Consider the following 19,346-nt stretch of genomic DNA (forward strand, 5'->3'; position numbering starts at 1 on the left):
ACATGAGTGCCTGCCGCGCCCCTCGGCGCCTCGCGACCCGCCGTCGCGCAACCGTGCTGGCCACCGGAGCCGCCGTGGCCGCCCTGACCCTCTCCGCCTGTGGAGCAGGCGGTGCCTCGGGCGGCTCCAGCAACACCAAGTTCATCCAGGGCACCGGCGGGGTGGACACCGTGGCCAAGGGCGACCGCAAGCACGCCCCCGAGCTGGCGGGCAAGACCCTCGACGGCGGCAAGCTCGATGTCGCCGACTACCAGGGCAAGATCGTCGTCCTGAACATCTGGGGCTCGTGGTGCGCGCCGTGCCGGGCCGAGGCGCCCAACCTGGTCAAGGTCGCCAAGGACACCGAGGCGGACGGGGTGCGGTTCGTGGGGATCAACACCCGTGACCCCGACCCGGCCAACGCGATCCAGTTCGAGAAGGAATTCAAGGTCGACTACCCGAGCCTGTACGACCCGATCGGGAAACTGATGCTGCGCTTCCCCAAGGGCAGCCTCAACCCACAGGCCATCCCCACGACCATCGTCCTGGACCGGCAGGGCCGGATCGCGGCCCGCGCGCTCACCCCGCTCAGCGAGGAGAGCCTGCGCAAGATGCTCAAGCCGCTGATCGAGGAGAAGTGACGGCGTGAGCCTCCTCGCCGCCGCCGTCCCCGGCGCCAACGAGACCGTCCTGACCGGGGCGCTGCTGGTGGCGCTGCCGATCGCCGTCCTCGGCGGACTGGTCTCCTTCTTCTCCCCCTGCGTCCTGCCGCTGGTGCCCGGCTATATGTCGTATGTCACAGGCGTCACCGGTACGGATCTGGGCGAGGCCAAGCGCGGCCGGATGCTGGCCGGCGCCTCGCTCTTCGTGCTCGGCTTCACCGCCGTCTTCGTCTCCGCCGGCGCGCTCTTCGGCAACTTCGGCTGGACGCTCCAGGAGCACAAGGAGACGCTCTCCAAGGTGCTCGGGGTCGTCACGATCGTCATGGGCCTCGCCTTCATGGGGCTGCTCAAGGGCTTCGGGCAGCGGGAGTTCCGCTTCCACATCAAGCCCGGGATGGGGCTGGTGGGCGCGCCGGTGCTCGGCGCCCTGTTCGGCGTGGGCTGGACCCCGTGTCTGGGCCCCACGCTCACCGCGGTCAACGCCCTGGCCCTGAACGAGGCGAGCGCGGGTCGCGGGGCCCTGCTGATGGTCGCCTACTGCCTCGGGCTCGGACTGCCGTTCATCGCCGTGGCCATTGCCTATCGGCGCATGCTCGGCGCGTTCGGCTGGGTCAAGCGGCACTACGTCTGGGTGATGCGGATCGGCGGCGGCATGCTCGTCGCCCTGGGGATACTGCTCCTCACAGGTATCTGGGACAGCATCATGGGCGATATGCAGGCCTGGGCCCTGCGCTTCAACGTTGGGATCTGATCGATGTCCACCACCGATACCGACACCGCCACGGAGAACGGCCCCACGGGCAAGGCCGCCGACCCCGCCGACGAGCGTGAGCTCGGCGCGGCGGGGGCACAGCTGTCCACGGCCCCCGCCGAGGAGATCAACGTCCCCTCGATGGGGCCGATCGGCTGGGCCCGCTGGTTCTGGCGCCAGCTGACCTCGATGCGGGTGGCGCTGCTGCTGCTCTTCCTGCTGTCGCTCGGCGCGATCCCCGGCTCGCTGGTCCCGCAGACGGGCATCGACCCCGTCAAGGTGGACGACTTCAAGCAGCGGCACGAGACGCTCTCGCCGATCTACGAGAAGCTCGGGCTGTTCCACGTCTACAGCTCGGTGTGGTTCTCGGCGATCTACATCCTCCTGTTCGTCTCGCTGATCGGCTGCATCGTCCCGCGCACCTGGCAGTTCGTCGGCCAGCTGCGCGGCCGCCCGCCGGGCGCCCCGCGCCGGCTGACCCGGCTGCCCGCGTACACCACCTGGCGCACCGAGGCCGAGCCGGAGCGGGTGCTGGAGGCCGCCCAGCGGGTCATGAAGCGGCGCCGCTTCCGGACCCATACGGTCGGTGGCGCGGTGGCCTCCGAGAAGGGCTATCTGCGCGAGGCGGGCAACCTCCTGTTCCACATCGCGCTGATCGTGATGCTGGTGGCCTTCGCCGTCGGGCAGCTGTACAAGGCCGAGGGCGGCAAGCTGGTCGTCGAGGGTGACGGCTTCTCCAACAGCCTGGTGCAGTACGACGACTTCAAGTCCGGATCGCTCTTCGACAAGAACAACCTCGCTCCCTTCGGCTTCAAGCTGGACCGCTTCACGGCGACCTACGAGCGCAGCGGCCCGCAGAAGCGCACCCCCCGCACCTTCCGCGCCGATGTCACCTACTGGGAGGGCGCGGACGGCAAGGAGCACAAGACCTCGATCAAGGTCAACGAGCCCCTGGAGGTCGCGGGCTCCAAGGTCTATCTGCTGGGCCACGGCTACGCCCCGGTCGTCACGGTCCGCGACGGGCAGGGCAAGATCGCCTACCGCGGCGCCGTGGCCTCGCTGCCGTTCGACGGGGTCAACCTCACCGAGAACGTAGTGATCAAGGTGCCTGACTACCGCGACAAGAGCGGTAAGAAGGACCAGATCGGCTTCCAGGGACAGTTCGTGCCGACCCTCGACCTGAGCACGGGCACGATGTTCTCCCAGTTCCCGGCGCTGGACAATCCGGCGCTCATCCTGACCGCCTACCGCGGCAGCCTGGGGATCGACGGCGGGCTCCCGCAGAACGTCTACCAACTCGACACCTCCCGGATGAAGCAGTTCAAGAAGTCGGACGGGACGCCATTCGCGGACGCGCTCAAGGTCGGCGACACCATGAAGCTCCCGAACGGCGCCGGCACCTTGAAGTTCGAGGGCATCAAGACCTGGGCCACCTTCCAGATCTCCCACCGGCCGGGCAATGACTACGCGCTCGTGGGCGCCGTCGCCGCCCTGATCGGTCTCGCCGCCTCGCTGTTCATCCAGCGCCGCCGGGTGTGGGTCCGCGCGGAGACCGGAGCCGACGGCGTCACCGTCGTCGAGATGGCGGGGCTCGGCCGCAGCGAGTCCGCCAAGCTTCCCGAAGAACTCGCCGACCTCGCCGTGGCCCTCCAGTCCGAGGCTCCGCCCGCGCCGGACTCGGACCCCGAACCTGAAGCGGGCCCGGAACCGGAAACCGGCACCGCCGAAGCCGAGACCGACACCGCACAACCCGCTGATCCTGCCGAAGGAGCGCGCGCGTGAACCTCGCTGCCGAAACCAATGAGTCGCTGGCCCATTTCAGCAATGTGCTGATCTATTCGGCCATGGCGGTCTACACCCTCGCCTTCCTCGCCCATATCGCCGAGTGGGTGTTCGGCAGCCGCAGCGCCGTCGGCCGCACCGCAGCCGCCATCACCGCCGACTCCGCCACCTCCACGGCCTCCACCAAGGTGACCGTGCGGGCCGCCCAGGGCGGCGGCACCGCCGTGCTCGAACGCCCCAAGGTTGTCACCCGCTCCGCCGCGGGCACCCGCGACGTCCCCGACGGGCCAGGCGCCGCGGGCGGCACCGAGCAGGGCGATCTGTACGGCCGGATCGCCGTCGGCCTCACCGTGCTCGCCTTCCTGATGCACGTCGGCGCCGTGCTCACCCGCGCCCTGTCCGTACAGCGCGCCCCCTGGGGCAACATGTACGAGTTCTCCACGACCTTCGCCATGGTCGCGGTCGGGGCGTATCTCACGCTCCTCGTGCTCAAGAAGAACGTGCGCTGGATCGGGCTCCCCCTCGTCACCACGGTCCTCCTCGACCTCGGTCTCGCTGTCTCTGTCTTGTACACCGACAGCGCCCAGTTGGTTCCCGCCCTCCACTCGTACTGGCTGTGGATCCACGTCAGCTGCGCGATCATCTCCGGCGCGTGCCTCTACATCGGCGCCGTCTCCACGCTGCTCTACCTCTTCCGCGACCGGCACGAGGAGAAGCTCGCCAAGGGCGAGGAGCCCGGCCGCTTCGGGTCCGTCCTGGAGCGGCTGCCCGCGGCCGCCACCCTCGACAAGTTCGCGTACCGCATCAACGCCACGGTCTTCCCGCTGTGGACCTTCACGATCATCGCGGGCGCGATCTGGGCCGAGGCCGCCTGGGGCCGCTACTGGGGCTGGGACCCCAAGGAGGTCTGGTCCTTCATCACCTGGGTCGCCTACGCCTGCTACCTGCACGCCCGCGCCACCGCCGGCTGGAAGGGCCGCAAGGCCGCGTACCTCGCGCTGATCGCGTTCGGCTGCTACCTCTTCAACTACTACGGCGTCAACATCTTCATCACCGGCAAGCACTCCTACGCCGGAGTCTGACCCACCGCCGTCCCGAGGGCCGGTTCCCGTGACCAGCGTCACGGGAACCCGGGTCAACGGGGACACCCGGGACAACGCGCCCGAGGTGCTGGGCCGCATCGCGACCGTTGCCGAGCGCTCCGCGGCGCACTCGACGGCGAACTCCGCGGCGAGGCCGACGGGCAGGCCGGGCGAGAAGCCGCCGGCCGACGGGGGCATCCGCGACGACCAGTACGTCTACATCGACAGCAAGGTGGCCTTCGCGACCCAGGAGAACGGCGGGCCCGCCAAGCTGGACCCGCTGCACCGCCGGGAGATCTGGCTGTCGGTGGACGGCCTCCACACGGGGCTGCTGCGCGAGCCCGGCCGGGACGGGAACGCGCACCAGCCCCTGGACCCCGCCCCCGCCTCGGGCAAGTTCGCATACGACAGGTCGACCAGCTACCGCTACCTCCAGACCCTCCCCACCGACCCCGACCGGATGCTGAAGTGGATCTACGGCACGGTGGAGAAGCGCAAGGACCGCGAGCGGTCGCCGGACCAGGACGCGTTCGTCCTCGTCGGCGACCTCATCAGCGAGTCGCTGATGCCGCCGAAGGTGAGCGCCGCGCTCTACCGCGCGGCGGCGAAGATCCCCGGCGTGGTGGTGGTTCCCGACGCCGTGGACGCCGCCGGGCGGCACGGGGTCGCCGTCGCGCGGGTCGATTCCGGCCACTCCACGATCCGCGAGGAGCTGATCTTCAACGAGAAGACGGGCGAGTACCTCGGTGAGCGCAACGTCGCGCTCGAGGACGGCAACGGCTTTCGGACCGGGCAGGTCATCGGCACCGCCGCGGTCCTGAAGCGGGCGGTCGTGGACAGGCCGGACCAGCGCCCGTAGCGACGGCGGGACTGCCGGGCACATGTGAAGAGGCGTACGGGCCGACCGGCCCGTACGCCTCTTCACGTCGCCCTTAAGGGCTCACTCCTTGGCGTCCCCCGAGCCCTCTTCCTTCTCGCGGCGCAGCTCCTCCTCGCGGCGGCGGAGGTCCGCCTCCCAGTCCTTGAGCAGCGACTCGTCCTTCTTGTTCTCATCCTTGAGGGACTTGAGGAACTCGGGGTTGTCGTCCGGGGCCACCCACTGCTGCTGTCGCCGTCCGGCCGGGGAACCGCCGCCGGCGCCCCCGCCGGCCCCCGCGTGCGCGGGCCGGTTCTTGCCCGCCACCAGCCAGGCGATCGGACCGATCAGCACCTCGCCGAAGAGCAGCACGATGAGCACCCAGACCACCTTGGGCAGGTGGCGCACTTCGTCTTCGGGGGTGTTCAGGCAGTCGATGAAGGCGTAGATCCACAGCGCCAGGATGAGCAGGAAGGGCAGATACCTGAGCATGATGGCCGGTCCCCGGGGAATGATGGTGGGCCGTGCGTGGCCCCATGACGGATCCAGAGTAGTGCGTACCGGATACTGGGACGCATGGCTTATGACGATCTTCGCTCCTTTCTGCGGGCGCTCGACCGCGAGGGAGACCTCAGGCGCATCAAGGCCGAAGTCGACCCGTATCTGGAGATCGGGGAGATCGTCGACCGGGTGAACAAGTCGGGTGGCCCGGCGCTGCTCTTCGAGAACGTCAAGGGCTCGTCGATGCCGTTGGCGATGAACGTCTACGGCACCGACCGCCGCTTCCTCAAGGCCCTCGGGCTCGGCTCGTACGAGGAGATCGGCGAGAAGATCGGCGGGCTGGTCAAGCCGGAGCTGCCGCACGGCTTCGGCGGGCTGCGCGAGGCGTTCGGGAAGCTCGGCGCCATGGCGCATGTGCCGCCGAAGAAGGTGAAGGACGCGCCCGTCCAGGAGGTGGTGCTCACCGGCGACGACGTCGACCTGGAGGCGCTGCCCGCGCTGTTCACCTGGCCCGAGGACGGCGGGTCCTTCTTCAACCTCGGCCTGACCCACACCAAGCACCCCGAGACCGGGGCCCGGAACCTGGGCCTGTACCGGCTCCAGCGCCATGACCGCCGCACCATCGGCATGCACTGGCAGATCCACAAGGACAGCCGCAACCACTACCAAGTGGCCGCCAGGCGTGGCGAGAAGCTGCCGGTGGCGATCGCCTTCGGGGCGCCGCCCGCTGTGACGTACGCCTCGACCGCGCCGCTGCCCGGGGACATCGACGAGTACCTCTTCGCGGGCTTCGTCCAGGGCCGGCGGGTCGAGATGGTCGACTGCAAGACGGTGCCGCTCCAGGTCCCGGCGCAGGCGGAGGTGGTCATCGAGGGGTGGCTGGAGCCCGGAAAGACCCTGCCCGAGGGGCCGTTCGGCGACCACACGGGCTTCTACACCCCGCAGGAGCCCTTCCCGGCGCTCACCATCGACTGTGTGACGATGCGGCAGCGTCCGCTGCTCCAGTCGATCGTGGTGGGCCGCCCGCCGACCGAGGACGGGCCGCTGGGGCGGGCGACGGAGCGGTTCTTCCTCCCCCTGCTCAAGATCATTATCCCGGACATCGTGGACTACCACCTCCCGGAGTCGGGCGGCTTCCACAACTGTGCGATCGTCTCCATCGAGAAGAAGTACCCCAAGCACGCACAGAAGGTGATGCACGCCATCTGGGGCGCGCACATGATGTCGCTGACCAAGCTGATCGTCGTGGTCGACGCCGACTGCGACGTCCACGATCTGCACGAGGTGTCCTGGCGGGCGCTCGGCAACACCGACTACGCCCGCGACCTGACCGTCGTCGAGGGCCCCGTCGACCATCTCGACCACGCCTCGTACCAGCAGTTCTGGGGCGGCAAGGCGGGCATCGACGCCACGGCGAAGTGGCCCGAGGAGGGCTATACGCGCGACGGCGGCTGGCCGCACATGGTCGAGTCGGACCCCGACACGGCCGAACGGGTGACAAGGCGATGGAAGGAGTACGGGCTGTGACAGGCGCGTCGAGAACGGAGGCGGGCGGCGCGGGCCTGCTCCCCGCCCCCGCCGGGGTGGCCCGATGAGTGCGAATTCGGCCACCCCCGACCTCCTCGGCCCCGAGCCCGCGCCGCCCGGCCGCGTCCGCGCCTTTCTGCGGCTGGTGATGATCGAGCACTCGGTCTTCGCGCTGCCCTTCGCCTACATCGCCTCGCTGACCGCGATGGAGCTGTGGGACGGCACAGTCCACTGGCTGCGGCTGCTGCTGGTCACGGTCGCGATGGTGGGGCTGCGCACCTTCGCGATGGCCTGCAACCGGATCATCGACCGGGAGATCGACGCCCGTAATCCGCGCACCGCGGGGCGCGAGCTGGTGACCGGCGTGGTGCCGGTGCGCTCGGCCTGGATCGGCGCGCTGGTCGCGCTCGCCGTCTTCCTCGGCGCGGCCGCGCTGCTGAACCCGCTGTGCCTGGCCCTGGCGCCGGTCGCGATCGCCCCGATGGTGGTCTATCCGTACGGGAAGCGCTTCACGAACTTCCCGCACGCGATCCTCGGCCTCGCCCAGGCCATGGGCCCGGTCGGGGCGTGGATCGGGATCACGGGGGAGTGGTCCTGGGACGCGGTGATCCTCGGCCTCGCGGTCGGCATCTGGATCGGCGGCTTCGATCTGATCTACGCCTGCCAGGACGTGGCGGCCGACCGGGCCCACGGGGTGAAGTCGGTGCCGGCCCGCTTCGGCATCGCCGGGGCCCTGTACGGGGCGCGCGTCTGCCATGTCGTCACCACGCTGCTGCTGGGCTGGTACGGGCTGGCCACGGACGCCGGGTTCTTCTTCTGGCTCGGTCTGGTGATCGTGGCGGCGGCGTTCTGGTACGAGCACTCGGTGGTGCGGCCCGGCGATCTGTCCCGGCTGAACCGCGCGTTCTTCACGGTCAACGGCTTCGTGGGGATCGCGCTGTTCTGCTGCGCGCTGCTCGACCTGCTGGTGCGGGGACTGAGCCTGTGAGACGCGCCGGTTAGGCTCGTCATGTGGAGCCGCCGCATGAGCCGTACAGGCCGCACGAAGAAGTGAGCCGGCGCCGGCCCTGGGTGGTCGGTGTCTCCGGCGCGTCCGGGACGCCGTACGCCGCCTCCGTGCTACGCGCGCTGATGGCCGCGGGGGAGGCGGTCGACCTGGTGGTCAGCCGGGCCTCGCGGCTGACGCTGCTGGACGAGACGGGGATCTCCTTCCGGGACGCGCACTGGCGCCAGGACCTCGGCCGCTGGCTGGCGCGGGGCGCGGACGGCACGCCGGACGCCTTCGAGGCGCGGGTGGACGTGGCGGACGTACGCCACTGGGCGGCCGGGGACCTGGCCGCGGGCCCGTCCTCCGGCAGCTATGACGTCAAGGGGATGCTGATCGTCCCGGCGAGCACCGCGTGTGTGGCGGGGGTGGCGCTCGGCCTGTCGAAGGACCTGCTCCAGCGGTCGGCGAGCGTGACGCTCAAGGAGCGGCGCCCGCTCGTGGTGGCGGTGCGCGAGGCGCCGCTGAGCGGCCAGACCCTCCGTCACCTGGTCGCGCTGGACGAGGCGGGCGCGGTCGTGGTGCCCGCGTCGCCCGCGTTCTACGCGGGGGCGACCCATATCCAGGACCTGGTGGACTTCGTGGCGGGGCGGGTGCTGGACGCGGCAGGGGTGCCGCACAAGCTGTACCGCCGGTGGGAGGGGGAACTCCGGGGTGGGACCGGAGACGGCTAGCGGGCCGCACCGCCACGTCGCCTTGACGCGTGGCTCGCCCGCAGGTTCTGCGGGATTTAGAGGGTGCCATGCCCTGATGCCTTAGATTATATGTGTAAACTTGCTATATCTCTGAATAATGGAAGGCGCTCGGCATATGGACGCGGTGGATAGGCAGCTCATCCAGGCCCTGCGGGAGAACGGGAGGGCCTCCTACGCGGAGCTCGGCCGCCTCGTCGGCCTGTCCGGACCCAGCGTCACCGACCGGATCAACCGCCTGGAGGCGGCCGGTGTGATCACCGGCTACCGCGCGACCGTCGACGCCGCGTCCCTCGGCCTCGGGGTCACCGCCCTCATCGGCATCCAGCTCTCCGACGCCGCCGACCACGAGGACGTGGCGGGGCGGCTGCGCGAGCTGGCCGAGATCGAGGACTGCTGGTTCATCGCGGGCGACGACTCGTACATGCTCAAGGTGCGCGCCGGCGATGTGGACGGGCTGGAGCGGACCATCCGCCGGCTGTCCGGCACCAAGGGCGTCGCCCGGACGCGTACCACGATCGTGCTGTCCACCAAGTGGGAGAACCGGGTCGGCGAACTGCCCGACGACGTCGAGGCGTAGGCTCAGAAGGTCACTCAAGCAAAGGCCTACAAAAGCAGACGTATGGGAGGCGGCCGCATGACTGCGTCTATCGAAGATGCGGGTCTCAAGCGCGAACTGGAAGAGAAGGTCCGCGCCGGAGAGCGGCTGTCGCGCGAGGACGGCATCGCGCTGTACGCGTGCGACGACCTGGCATGGCTCGGCGGGCTGGCCCACGAGGTGCGCACCCGCAAGAACGGTGACGTGGTGCACTTCAACGTCAACCGCCACCTCAACATGACCAATGTGTGCACCGCCTCGTGCGCGTACTGCTCCTTCCAGCGCAAGCCCGGCGAGAAGGACGCGTACACCATGCGCATCGAGGAGGCCGTCCGCCTCGCCAAGGCGATGGAGAACGAGAACCTCACCGAGCTGCACATCGTCAACGGCCTGCACCCCACCCTCCCTTGGCGCTACTACCCGCGGTCGCTGAAGGCGCTCAAGGAAGCCCTTCCGCAGGTGTCCCTGAAGGCCTTCACCGCCACCGAGATCCACCACTTCGAAAAGATCTCCGGGCTGCCGGCCTCCGAGATCCTCGACGAGCTGATCGACGCCGGCCTGGAGTCGCTCACCGGCGGCGGCGCGGAGATCTTCGACTGGGAGGTCCGGCAGCACATCGTCGACCACGACACCCACTGGGAGGACTGGTCGCGCATCCACCGGCTGGCGCACGAGAAGGGCCTCAAGACCCCGTGCACCATGCTGTACGGGCATGTCGAGGAGCCCCGGCACCGGGTGGACCACGTGCTGCGGCTGCGCGAACTCCAGGACGAGACCGGCGGTTTCCAGGTCTTCATCCCGCTGCGCTACCAGCACGACTTCGTGGACATGAAGGACGGCAAGATCCGCAACCGGCTCCAGGCCAGGACCACCATGGCCACCGGCGCGGAGGCGCTGAAGACCTTCGCGGTCTCGCGGCTGCTGTTCGACAACATCCCCCATGTGAAGGTCTTCTGGGTGATGCACGGCGTACGGACCGCCCAGCTCGCGCTCAACCACGGCGCGGATGACATGGACGGCTCGGTCGTCGAGTACAAGATCACTCACGACGCCGACAACTACGGCACGCCGAACAAGCTGACCCGCGACGACCTGCTGGAGCTCATCCGGGACGCGGGATTCCGGCCGGTGGAGCGGAACACCCGCTACGAGATCATCCGCGAGTACGACGGACCGGACCCGGACCGGCGCGAGACGCCGCAGGCCATGCGCGTCTGACGACGGATCTCAGGGTCGTCGCCGGGGCGCTCGGCGGGCCGTGATTCACTGGATGGGCAGGATTTCCCAGGAGAACAGAAAGAAGACGGGCCGTGTCCTTCAAGCCGAGCGCGACGTTCCGCTACACCGCCATGCGCCTGGGGATCTTCGCGGGCTGCTTTCTGGTGATGTGGGGCCTGGTGTACTTCCGGTTGCTGCCCTCCGGGCTCGGCAACGCGAACCTCTTCTGGGTCGTGCTGCTGGCGCTGGTCGTCTCGGCGCCGCTGAGCTTCATTCTGCTGCGCAAGCAGCGCGACGACATGGCGGCCCAGGTCGCGGAGCGGGTGGACCGCGCCAAGGAGCGGCTCGCGGCTAACCAGGGCCAGGAGGACGGCGCCTGAGCCGCGCTCGGCCGCCCACCCCGTCCTGTAACGCTCCTCACACGCCTCCGACGCCCCGCCGGCCAGCTCCCGCTGGCCGGCGGGGCGTTGTTCGCTTCCGCCGCCGTGTGTAAAAGCTTGCCTATGGGGAACTCAAAGCCAGGGTGTTAATGTTTTCGTCATGACGACAGCAGCCGCGCCCCGCATCACCACGAGCGTTCCGCTCGTGGCGCGCCTGCACATCGATCTCTGCCGCTGCCGGTCGGCGGCCTGTCGCCGCCGCTGACCGCTTGTCCCCCGTCCCAGCGGCCGGAGATCCAAGCACGGACTCCTGGCTCACCCCTGTCCGCTTCTTCTCCCCCGACGTCGTCCCCCTGACTTCCCCTGCCTTTTCCTGCCCTCGGAGTGTGTCCGTTGTCATCCGTCCCCGAGACGCCGTCTCAGAGATCCTCCATACGCCTGCCCAAGGTGCCGTTCTGGGCGCAGATCCTGCTGGGCCTGGTGCTCGGCGTGCTGCTCGGCTGGGCCGCCCGCAGCGGTGACGTCGGCTGGCTGGTCACCACCCTCGACAAGATTGGCTCGATCTTCGTCCAACTGCTGAAGCTCGCCGTCGCCCCGCTGGTCTTCTTCGCGATCCTGGTCTCGATCACCAACCTGCGGAACGTCAACAACGCCGCGCGCCTGGCGACCCGCACCCTGCTGTGGTTCATGGCGACCTCGCTGATCGCGGTCGCCATCGGCCTGGCGATCGGCCTGGTCACCAACCCCGGCGCGGGCACCGGCCTCACCCCGCAGGACGGCTCCAAGCCCGAGCACGCGGGCTCCTGGCTGGACTTCCTCACCGGCATCGTGCCGACCGACGTCATCACGCCGTTCACCGAGCTGAACGTCCTCCAGATCGTCTTCATGGCCGCCGTCGCGGGCGTCGCCGCCCTCAAGCTCGGCGAGAAGGCACAGCCGATCCTCACCCTCAGCCAGGCCGTCCTGGAGCTGCTCCAGAAGGCCCTGTGGTGGGTCATCCGCCTCGCCCCGCTGGGCACCCTCGGCCTCATCGGCTACGCCATCGCCGAGTACGGCTGGGACCTCATCGGCAAGTACGCCACCTTCACGGCCGACATCTACGTCGGCTGCGCCCTGGTGATGTTCGGCGTCTACCCGCTGCTGCTGGCCACCGTCGCCAAGGTCAACCCGCTGCACTTCTTCAAGGGCGCCTGGCCCGCGATCCAGCTCGCGTTCGTCTCCCGCTCCTCGGTCGGCACCATGCCGGTCACCCAGAAGGTCACCGAGCGCCTCGGCGTCCCCAAGGAGTACGCCTCCTTCGCGGTGCCCTTCGGGTCGACGACGAAGATGGACGGCTGCGCCTCGATCTACCCGGCCATCGCCGCGATCTTCATCGCCCAGATCTTCGATGTGCACCTCGGCGTCGGCGACTACCTGCTGATCGCCTTCGTCTCGGTCATCGGCTCGGCCGCCACGGCGGGCCTCACCGGCGCCACCGTCATGCTGACCCTGACCCTGTCCACGCTCGGCCTCCCGCTGGAGGGCGTCGGCCTCCTCATGGCCATCGACCCGATCCTGGACATGATGCGCACCGCCACGAACGTGGCAGGTCAGGCGCTGGTCCCGGTCATCGTCTCGGCCCGCGAGAAGATCCTCGACCGGCAGGCCTACGACCACGCCTCGGCGTCCCCCCTGGACGACGCGGCCACCGTCGAAGACCGCCAGGTGGTCCCGGCCGCCGCGTAGCGGCCGCCCGGCCCCGACGTCGCCCCGCTCTCATGGCCCTCGGCCGAGAGCGGGGCGACGTGCTTTTCCGGCTACCGGTCGCGCTTGCTGGAACGGCAAGGAAGTTCGCCGTTCCGGCAGGGGCGGCGCATGGTGGGGGGCATGAGTGAGCACAAGGTTTCCGATGAGTTCGATGTCGTGGTGGTCGGAGGGGGTGTCGCCGGGCTGTCGGGCGCGCTGACGCTGGCGCGCGCCCGTCGCTCCGTATTGGTGATCGATTCCGGCGAGCCGCGCAACGCGCCCGCCGCCGCGGCGCATGGACTGCTGTCCCGGGACGGTGTGCCGCCGCTCGAGCTGTTGCGGATCGGCCGGGAGGAGGTGGTCGGCTACGGCGGGCGGATCCTGTCCGACCGGGCGGTCTCCGCGCGGCGGGTGGAGGGCGGCTTCGCCGTCGAGGCCGGGAGCGGCCGGGTCTTCCGGGCGCGGCGGCTGCTGGTGACGACCGGGCTGGTCGACGAGGTGCCGGAGGTGCCGGGGCTGCGGGAGCGGTGGGGGCGGGATGTGCTGCACTGCCCGTACTGCCACGGCTGGGAGGTCCGCGACGCGCCGATCGGTGTGCTGGGCGGCAGCCCGCTCTCCGTGCATCAGGCGCTGCTGTTCCGGCAGTGGTCGCCCCGGGTGACGCTGTTCCTGCACACCGGTGGCGATCTGGCCGAGGAGGAGTGGGAGCGGCTGGCCGCGCGGGGGATCGCCGTGGTCGACGGCGAGGTGACGGGGCTGGACGTGGTGGAGGACCGGCTGGCCGGGGTCCTGCTGGCCTCGGGCCGCCGGGTGGCGGTGGAGGCCTTGGCGGTGGGGCCGCGGATGGTCGCGCGCGGCGAGGTCCTCGCGGGCCTGGGGCTGAGCGCGGTGGAGCACTCCATGGGGGTCGGGACCTGTGTGGCGTCGGACGCGAGCGGGCTCACCGAGGTGGCCGGGGTGTGGGTGGCGGGGAACGTCACCGATCCGACGGCCGGCGTCCCGGTGGCGCAGGCCGCCGGGGTGCAGGCCGCCGCGGCGATCAACGCGGATCTGGTGAACGCGGACACCGAGGCCGCTGTGGCCCGCCGCAGGGCGGCCGTCTCCGGAGGTTCCGGGGGTGTTTTCAGTGCGGTCGCCGAGGCCGAGGTCGCCGCGCGGGTCCTGGGCGAGCGCCGGCATGGCCTGGACCCGCTGCGGCGCTCCGAAGGGCCCGCGCGACCGTAGCGTGGGCGGGGTCAGCCGGGGCGGACACGCAGGTGGGCGCGTTCGCCCTGCTGGCCGAAGATGATCAGGAGCTCGACCGGACGGTCATCCGCGGGGCCGAGCCAGTGGGGGACGTGGGTGTCGAACTCCGCCGCCTCGCCGGGCGCCAGGACGAGGCTGCGCTCGCCGAGGCGGAGGCGCAGCCGGCCGTTGAGGACGTAGAGCCACTCATAGCCCTCGTGGGTCTTCAGGTCGGGTTCGCCGACGCTGGGCGCGATGACGAGCTTGTGGGCGTGCAGACCTCCGGCGCGGCGGGTGAGCGGCACGAACGTCAGGTGGCCGCGGGTGACCGGGTGCAGATGGACCCGGGGGTCGCCGGTGTGCGGGGCGCCGACGAGCTCGTCCAGGGGGACTCCGTAGGCGCGGGCGAGCGGGAGCAGCAGCTCCAGGTTGGGCCTGCGCCCGCCGCTCTCCAGGCGGGAGAGCGTGCTCTCCGAGATGCCGGTGGTGTGGGCCACGGAGGCCAGGGTGAGGCCGCGCTCCCGGCGCAGCTCCCGGAGCCGGGGACCGACCGCGGCCAGCACGTTGTTGAACTCGTCCACACCCCTCATCGTCCCTCATCGTGCTGAGACGGCATGTTCCTTTGCGACAGCGGCCGGTGGGCGGCGCCGGTCAGCCCACGCCGTCCTCGGCCAGGACGCGGGCCATGTTGCGCTCGGCCAGGGCCGTGATGGTCACGAAGGGGTTGACGCCGATCGAGCCCGGGATGAGGGAGCCGTCGGTGACGTACAGCCGGTCGTAGCCGAGGGCCCGGCCGTACGCGTCCGTGGCGCGGCCCAGGACGCAGCCGCCGAGCGGGTGGTAGCAGAAGTCGGCGGCGAAGGAGCGGGTGTCGCCGAAGAGGTCGAAGCGGTAGATGGTGCCGTTGGCGGAGTTGACGCGGTCGAAGAGGGTCTTGGCGGCGGTGATGGAGGGGGCGCTCTGGGTGCTGGTCCAGTTCAGGACGGCCGCGTCCTTGGCCGCGTCGTAGCTGAAGGTGCCGCGCTCGGGGTTCTTGGTGATGGCCAGATAGAGGCTGGCCCAGGTCTCGAGGCCGGCCGGGAGCGGGGCGATCTCGGCGAAGACCGGGTTGGCGGCGTTGGACCAGTCGTCGAGGGCCATCACCGGGATGGTGGACTGGTTGGCGCCGGTCGGGTTCCAGATGTGGTTGGCGCGGCCGAGCATGACGTTGCCGTTGCCGCCCCAGCCCCGGCCGACCTGGGCGCTGAGGGCGGGCAGCGTGCCGGTCTCGCGGGCGCGCAGCAGGAGTTCGGTGGTGCCGAGGCTGCCGGCGCCGAGGAAGAGCGAGCGGCAGGAGACCTCGTCGGTGGCGATGACGGCGCCCGTGTCGTCGAGCCGGTCCACGGTGAGGACGTAGGTGCCGTCGGCGGCTCTCCGGACGGCTCTGGCGCGGCTGAGGGTGCGGATGGTGACGTTGCCCGTGCCGAGTGCCGCCGGGAGATACGTTTTGTCGAGGCTGCGCTTGCCGAAGTTGTTGCCGTAGATGACCTCTTGGGCGAGGGCGGACTTGGTCGCGGTCCCGGCCGCCTCGCGCTGCATGTAGTCGAAGTCGTAGACGTTGGGCACGAAGACGGTCTTCAGGCCCGCCGCCTTCGCCTGGTCGCGGGCGACCCGGGCGTACTTGTACCACTCGGTGGACTCGAACCACGCGGACGGGACGGGGGCGGCGCCCAGCATGCGGTTCGCGCGCGGGAAGTACGTGGCGTACATCGCGTCCGCGTCGACCTGCGGCAGGACCTCCTGGAGGTACGCGCGGGGCGGGGTGACCGCGATGCCGCCGTTGACGAGCGAGCCGCCGCCGACGCCGCGCCCGACGTAGACGGACATGTTGGGGAAGCGGACGCGGTCCAGGACGCCGGGGTAGGGCGTGATGTCCTTGTTGATGACGTCCAGCCACAGGAAGGTGGCCAGCGGGGCCTCGGTTCTGGTGCGGAACCACATGGAGCGCCGGTCGGGCGAGGTCATGGAGCAGTAGACCTTGCCGTCGGCGGCCGGGGCGTCCCACAGCCGCCCCATCTCCAGGACCAGGGTCCGCACGCCCGCCTCGCCGAGCCGCAGGGCGGCGACCGCCGCGCCGTAGCCGGAGCCGACGACCACGGCCGGGGCGTACTCGGTGCTCGCGGTGGCCGTGGGGCGGTCGGCGGCGGCCGCCGGGGAGAGGGCTATCCGGGTGAGCCCGAGGGCCGCGGCGCCGCGCAGGGCGGCCAGACCAAGAATGTGACGACGCGTCAGATTTGCTGTCATGCCCGCATCATGTGCGGAGGGTCAGGTTCCGGCCATACGGTTCACTCATGGTCTTTTGTCGACCACTCACGCCACACGCCCACCAAAGGGTCATAGCAGCCTCTTCCGCCCCATTCGCGTTATCAACGTCGGACGCGTACGGCGTCGGGTGGAGGAACGATGGCGGTAGAGGCGAGGCGGGCGGAGCAGCGGGAGCCCGATCCGGAGAGCCGGAACAGAGTGGGCACGGTCATCGTCGACTGGCTGACCACGACCGACCACAAGAAGATCGGCACCTTGTACATGGTGACGTCCTTCGTCTTCTTCCTCTTCGCCGGGCTGCTGGCGATGGTGATGCGGGCGGAGCTGGCGCGGCCGGGCACTCAGATCGTGTCCAATGAGCAGTTCAACCAGGCGTTCACCATGCACGGCACGATCATGATGCTGATGTTCGCGACCCCGCTGTTCGCGGGTTTCGCCAACGCCATCATGCCGCTCCAGATCGGCGCCCCGGATGTGGCGTTCCCGCGGCTGAACATGTTCGCCTACTGGCTCTATCTCTTCGGCTCGCTCATCGCGGTGTCCGGTTTCCTCACCCCGGGCGGAGCCGCCGACTTCGGCTGGTTCGCCTATACGCCGCTGTCCGACAAGGTGCATTCGCCGAATGTGGGCGGCGATATGTGGGTCATGGGGCTCGCCTTTTCCGGGTTCGGCACGATCATGGGCGCGGTCAACTTCATCACCACGATCATCACCATGCGCGCCCCGGGCATGACGATGTTCCGGATGCCGATCTTCACCTGGAACGTCCTGCTGACCAGCGTGCTGGTGATCATGGTATTCCCGGTGCTGGCCGCGACCCTCTTCGCGCTGGAGGCGGACCGCAAGTTCGGGGCGCGGGTCTACGACCCGGCCAACGGCGGGGCGCTGCTGTGGCAGCACCTGTTCTGGTTCTTCGGCCATCCCGAGGTCTACATCATCGCGCTGCCGTTCTTCGGGGTGATCACCGAGATCATTCCGGTCTTCAGCCGCAAACCGATCTTCGGATACGCGGGTCTGATCGGCGCGACCATCTCCATCACCGGGCTGTCGGCCACGGTGTGGGCGCACCACATGTTCGTCACCGGGGCGGTGCTGCTGCCGTTCTTCGCCTTCATGTCCTTCCTGATCGCGGTGCCCACCGGGGTGAAGTTCTTCAATTGGGTCGGGACGATGTGGAAGGGGTCGCTGTCCTTCGAGACGCCCATGCTGTGGGCCATCGGATTCCTGGTCACCTTCCTCTTCGGCGGGCTCACCGGCGTTCTTCTGGCCTCGCCGCCCCTCGACTTCCACGTCAGCGACAGCTATTTCGTGGTGGCCCACTTCCACTACGTCGTCTTCGGCACCGTGGTGTTCGCGATGTTCGGCGGCTTCTACTTCTGGTGGCCGAAGTTCACCGGGAAAATGCTTGACGAGCGGCTCGGGAAAATCCATTACTGGACGCTGTTCACCGGTTTTCACACCACCTTCCTCGTCCAGCACTGGCTCGGCGTCAAGGGAATGCCGCGCCGCTACGCCGACTATCTGGCCGCGGACGGATTCACCGGGCTGAACACCATCTCGACGATCGGCGCGTTTCTGCTCGGCATGTCCACCCTCCCGTTCCTCTACAACGTCTGGAAGACCGCCAAATACGGGGAGAAGGTGACCGTGGACGACCCCTGGGGATACGGCCGGTCGCTGGAGTGGGCGACCTCCTGTCCGCCGCCGCGCCACAACTTCCTGGCCCTCCCCAGGATCCGCAGCGAGTCCCCCGCCTTCGATCTGCGCCACCCCGAGATCACCGCCGAGCCGGTGCAGCACGAGCGGGCGTAGGCGCGGGTGCCAGGGCGCCGCGAGATGTCCCGCGAGACGCCGCGCGAGGTCGAGTCGGGCATCGCCCGGCTGGAGGGCTATCTGCTGTGCCGGAGCGAGCTCGACGACGCCCGGGCGGACGCCGAGGCGTTCGCGGGCCGCCTGGCCTGGCTCACCGCCGCCCAGCGCGAGGAGGTGGTCCGCCTGTACGCCGAGGAGCGCGTCGAGCTCTCCCGGCGGATGCTGCGCCGCATCGTCGACCGCTGCGAGGAACTGCGCGCCGAGTACACGGCGCGGTACGAGGAGCTGAGGCGGCGTCTGCTGTGCCGGTGCGTCGCGCTGGCCCTGGTGGCGCTGGCGGTTCTGGTGCTGGTGGCGCTGGTGGCAGCCCCGGCCGCCGTAGCGCTTGACCTTGATCTTCCGGACCCGGTGTGAGGGGTCCTCGGCACCCGTAGGCTTGGCGGCGATCAAGGCGGCCGAGGGGCGCCGGGGCACGGGCGAAGGGGGCGGCCGGCGTGGGCGGGGCGACGAAGAACAGGCGGATGCCGAGGGCGGTGCGCGAGCAGCAGATGCTCGACGCGGCCGTACGGACCTTCGCGCGGCGCGGCTACCGGAACGCCTCCATGGACGACATCGCCGAGCAGGCCGGGGTCTCCAAACCGCTGGTTTATCTGTATCTGCACTCCAAAGACGAGCTGTTCGCGGCGTGCATCCGGCGGGAGGCCGCCTCGCTGGTGGCGGCCATACGGGCCGCCGTCGAGTACGACGCGCCCGCCGACCGCCGGCTGTGGAGCGGGCTGCACGGCTTCTTCGCGCACACCGCCGAGCACCCGGACGGATGGGTGCTGCTGCACGTACAGGCCCGTACACACGGCGGTCCCTTCGCGCTGGAGGTCGTCGCGATGCGGGCGGAGATCGTCGAGTTCGTGACCCAGGCGCTCACGGCGGCCGCGCGGGAGAAAGCGCGGTGCGGGTCGGCGCGGGGGACGGGCCGGATAACCGGCGGCGAGGCGTCCGGGCTCGCGTACGCGCTGGTGGGCGCGGCGGAGTCGCTGGCCGAGTGGGCGGGCGACCCGGCGGGCGGGGGGCCTTCGGCCGAAGAGGCGGCGGCCACACTGATGAACTTCGCCTGGACGGGGCTCGGCAGCCTGATGCGGGGCGAGCGGTGGTCGTCCGGGGAGCACACACCGGCGTAGGCGCGCGCCCGTACGCGCAGGGCGTACGCGGAC

Annotated in this window: 19 protein-coding genes; 16 read left to right on the forward strand and 3 right to left on the reverse strand. The window is 69.9% G+C overall.

All coding sequences use genetic code 11. The features are described 5' to 3' along the window. Positions 1-2: 2 nt before the first annotated feature. Genes ACH4S9_RS43160 through ACH4S9_RS43180 form a run of 5 tightly spaced genes read left to right on the forward strand, consistent with a single transcriptional unit; the run spans position 3 to position 5,115 of the window. Positions 3-620 carry a TlpA disulfide reductase family protein gene (locus ACH4S9_RS43160; RefSeq protein ID WP_311726548.1) on the forward strand — a complete coding sequence of 206 codons (618 nt, stop codon included), beginning with the start codon at positions 3-5 and terminating at the stop codon, positions 618-620. Positions 621-624: 4 nt separating this feature from the next. Then, positions 625-1,392 (forward strand): cytochrome c biogenesis CcdA family protein, encoded by a 768-nt coding sequence (locus ACH4S9_RS43165; protein ID WP_398377084.1) that lies wholly within the window; start codon positions 625-627, stop codon positions 1,390-1,392. Positions 1,393-1,395: 3 nt separating this feature from the next. After that, the gene (locus ACH4S9_RS43170; RefSeq protein ID WP_398377085.1) at positions 1,396-3,174 is read left to right on the forward strand and encodes a cytochrome c biogenesis protein ResB; all 1,779 of its coding nucleotides are present in this window, start codon (positions 1,396-1,398) and stop codon (positions 3,172-3,174) included. Beyond that, positions 3,171-4,256, forward strand: coding sequence for a c-type cytochrome biogenesis protein CcsB (gene ccsB / locus ACH4S9_RS43175; RefSeq protein ID WP_398377086.1), 1,086 nt, complete (start codon positions 3,171-3,173; stop codon positions 4,254-4,256). Before ACH4S9_RS43170 ends, ccsB begins: the two co-directional genes overlap by 4 nt. 28 nt (positions 4,257-4,284) lie before the next feature. Further along, a complete protein-coding gene (locus tag ACH4S9_RS43180; RefSeq protein ID WP_311726552.1) occupies positions 4,285-5,115 on the forward strand; it encodes a CU044_5270 family protein in 831 nt (276 codons plus the stop codon). 81 nt (positions 5,116-5,196) lie between these two features. Here ACH4S9_RS43180 and ACH4S9_RS43185 read toward each other — a convergent pair whose 3' ends face one another. Beyond that, positions 5,197-5,604: a PLD nuclease N-terminal domain-containing protein gene (locus tag ACH4S9_RS43185; protein ID WP_311726553.1), complete on the reverse strand. Its 408-nt coding sequence runs from the start codon at positions 5,602-5,604 to the stop codon at positions 5,197-5,199. An 84-nt stretch (positions 5,605-5,688) separates the two neighbouring features. Between ACH4S9_RS43185 and ACH4S9_RS43190 the strand changes: the two genes are divergently transcribed. The 8 genes from ACH4S9_RS43190 to ACH4S9_RS43225 all read left to right on the forward strand — a co-directional run bounded on the left by ACH4S9_RS43190 (position 5,689) and on the right by ACH4S9_RS43225 (position 14,022). Next, positions 5,689-7,140, forward strand: a complete 1,452-nt coding sequence (locus tag ACH4S9_RS43190; protein ID WP_311726554.1) for a menaquinone biosynthesis decarboxylase — start codon at positions 5,689-5,691, stop codon at positions 7,138-7,140. A 64-nt stretch (positions 7,141-7,204) separates the two neighbouring features. Then, entirely contained in the window at positions 7,205-8,128 is a 924-nt protein-coding gene (gene mqnP / locus ACH4S9_RS43195; RefSeq protein WP_311726555.1) for a menaquinone biosynthesis prenyltransferase MqnP, read from the forward strand. Positions 8,129-8,190: 62 nt separating this feature from the next. Next, positions 8,191-8,859 (forward strand): UbiX family flavin prenyltransferase, encoded by a 669-nt coding sequence (locus ACH4S9_RS43200; RefSeq protein ID WP_311726756.1) that lies wholly within the window; start codon positions 8,191-8,193, stop codon positions 8,857-8,859. 136 nt (positions 8,860-8,995) lie between these two features. Next, positions 8,996-9,457, forward strand: a complete 462-nt coding sequence (locus ACH4S9_RS43205; RefSeq protein WP_311726556.1) for an Lrp/AsnC family transcriptional regulator — start codon at positions 8,996-8,998, stop codon at positions 9,455-9,457. A 57-nt stretch (positions 9,458-9,514) separates the two neighbouring features. Beyond that, entirely contained in the window at positions 9,515-10,693 is a 1,179-nt protein-coding gene (gene mqnE / locus ACH4S9_RS43210) for an aminofutalosine synthase MqnE (RefSeq protein ID WP_311726557.1), read from the forward strand. Positions 10,694-10,785: 92 nt separating this feature from the next. Beyond that, a complete protein-coding gene (locus tag ACH4S9_RS43215) occupies positions 10,786-11,073 on the forward strand; it encodes a DUF4229 domain-containing protein (protein WP_311726558.1) in 288 nt (95 codons plus the stop codon). A 393-nt stretch (positions 11,074-11,466) separates the two neighbouring features. Next, complete coding sequence (locus ACH4S9_RS43220; protein ID WP_311726559.1) at positions 11,467-12,798, forward strand: dicarboxylate/amino acid:cation symporter; 1,332 nt, start codon at positions 11,467-11,469, stop codon at positions 12,796-12,798. 141 nt (positions 12,799-12,939) lie between these two features. Next, a complete protein-coding gene (locus ACH4S9_RS43225) occupies positions 12,940-14,022 on the forward strand; it encodes an NAD(P)/FAD-dependent oxidoreductase (protein WP_398377090.1) in 1,083 nt (360 codons plus the stop codon). 11 nt (positions 14,023-14,033) lie between these two features. Here ACH4S9_RS43225 and ACH4S9_RS43230 read toward each other — a convergent pair whose 3' ends face one another. Beyond that, positions 14,034-14,612: an XRE family transcriptional regulator gene (locus tag ACH4S9_RS43230; RefSeq protein WP_311726561.1), complete on the reverse strand. Its 579-nt coding sequence runs from the start codon at positions 14,610-14,612 to the stop codon at positions 14,034-14,036. 61 nt (positions 14,613-14,673) lie between these two features. Next, on the reverse strand, positions 14,674-16,305 hold the full coding sequence (locus tag ACH4S9_RS43235) for a GMC oxidoreductase (RefSeq protein WP_398377092.1): 1,632 nt from the start codon (positions 16,303-16,305) through the stop codon (positions 14,674-14,676). Between the two features lie 219 nt (positions 16,306-16,524). Here ACH4S9_RS43235 and ctaD point away from each other — a divergent pair, with 219 nt between their 5' ends. From ctaD to ACH4S9_RS43250, 3 genes are all read left to right on the forward strand, one after another. Further along, positions 16,525-18,138 (forward strand): cytochrome c oxidase subunit I, encoded by a 1,614-nt coding sequence (gene ctaD, locus ACH4S9_RS43240; protein WP_385345005.1) that lies wholly within the window; start codon positions 16,525-16,527, stop codon positions 18,136-18,138. A gap of 24 nt (positions 18,139-18,162) precedes the next feature. Next, a complete protein-coding gene (locus tag ACH4S9_RS43245) occupies positions 18,163-18,552 on the forward strand; it encodes a hypothetical protein (protein ID WP_311726563.1) in 390 nt (129 codons plus the stop codon). Between the two features lie 107 nt (positions 18,553-18,659). Continuing rightward, the gene (locus ACH4S9_RS43250) at positions 18,660-19,313 is read left to right on the forward strand and encodes a TetR/AcrR family transcriptional regulator (protein ID WP_398377094.1); all 654 of its coding nucleotides are present in this window, start codon (positions 18,660-18,662) and stop codon (positions 19,311-19,313) included. Positions 19,314-19,346 lie beyond the last annotated feature (33 nt).

This window comes from Streptomyces sp. NPDC021225, assembly GCF_044332865.1.
In the GTDB taxonomy this organism is placed as follows: Bacteria; Actinomycetota; Actinomycetes; order Streptomycetales; family Streptomycetaceae; genus Streptomyces.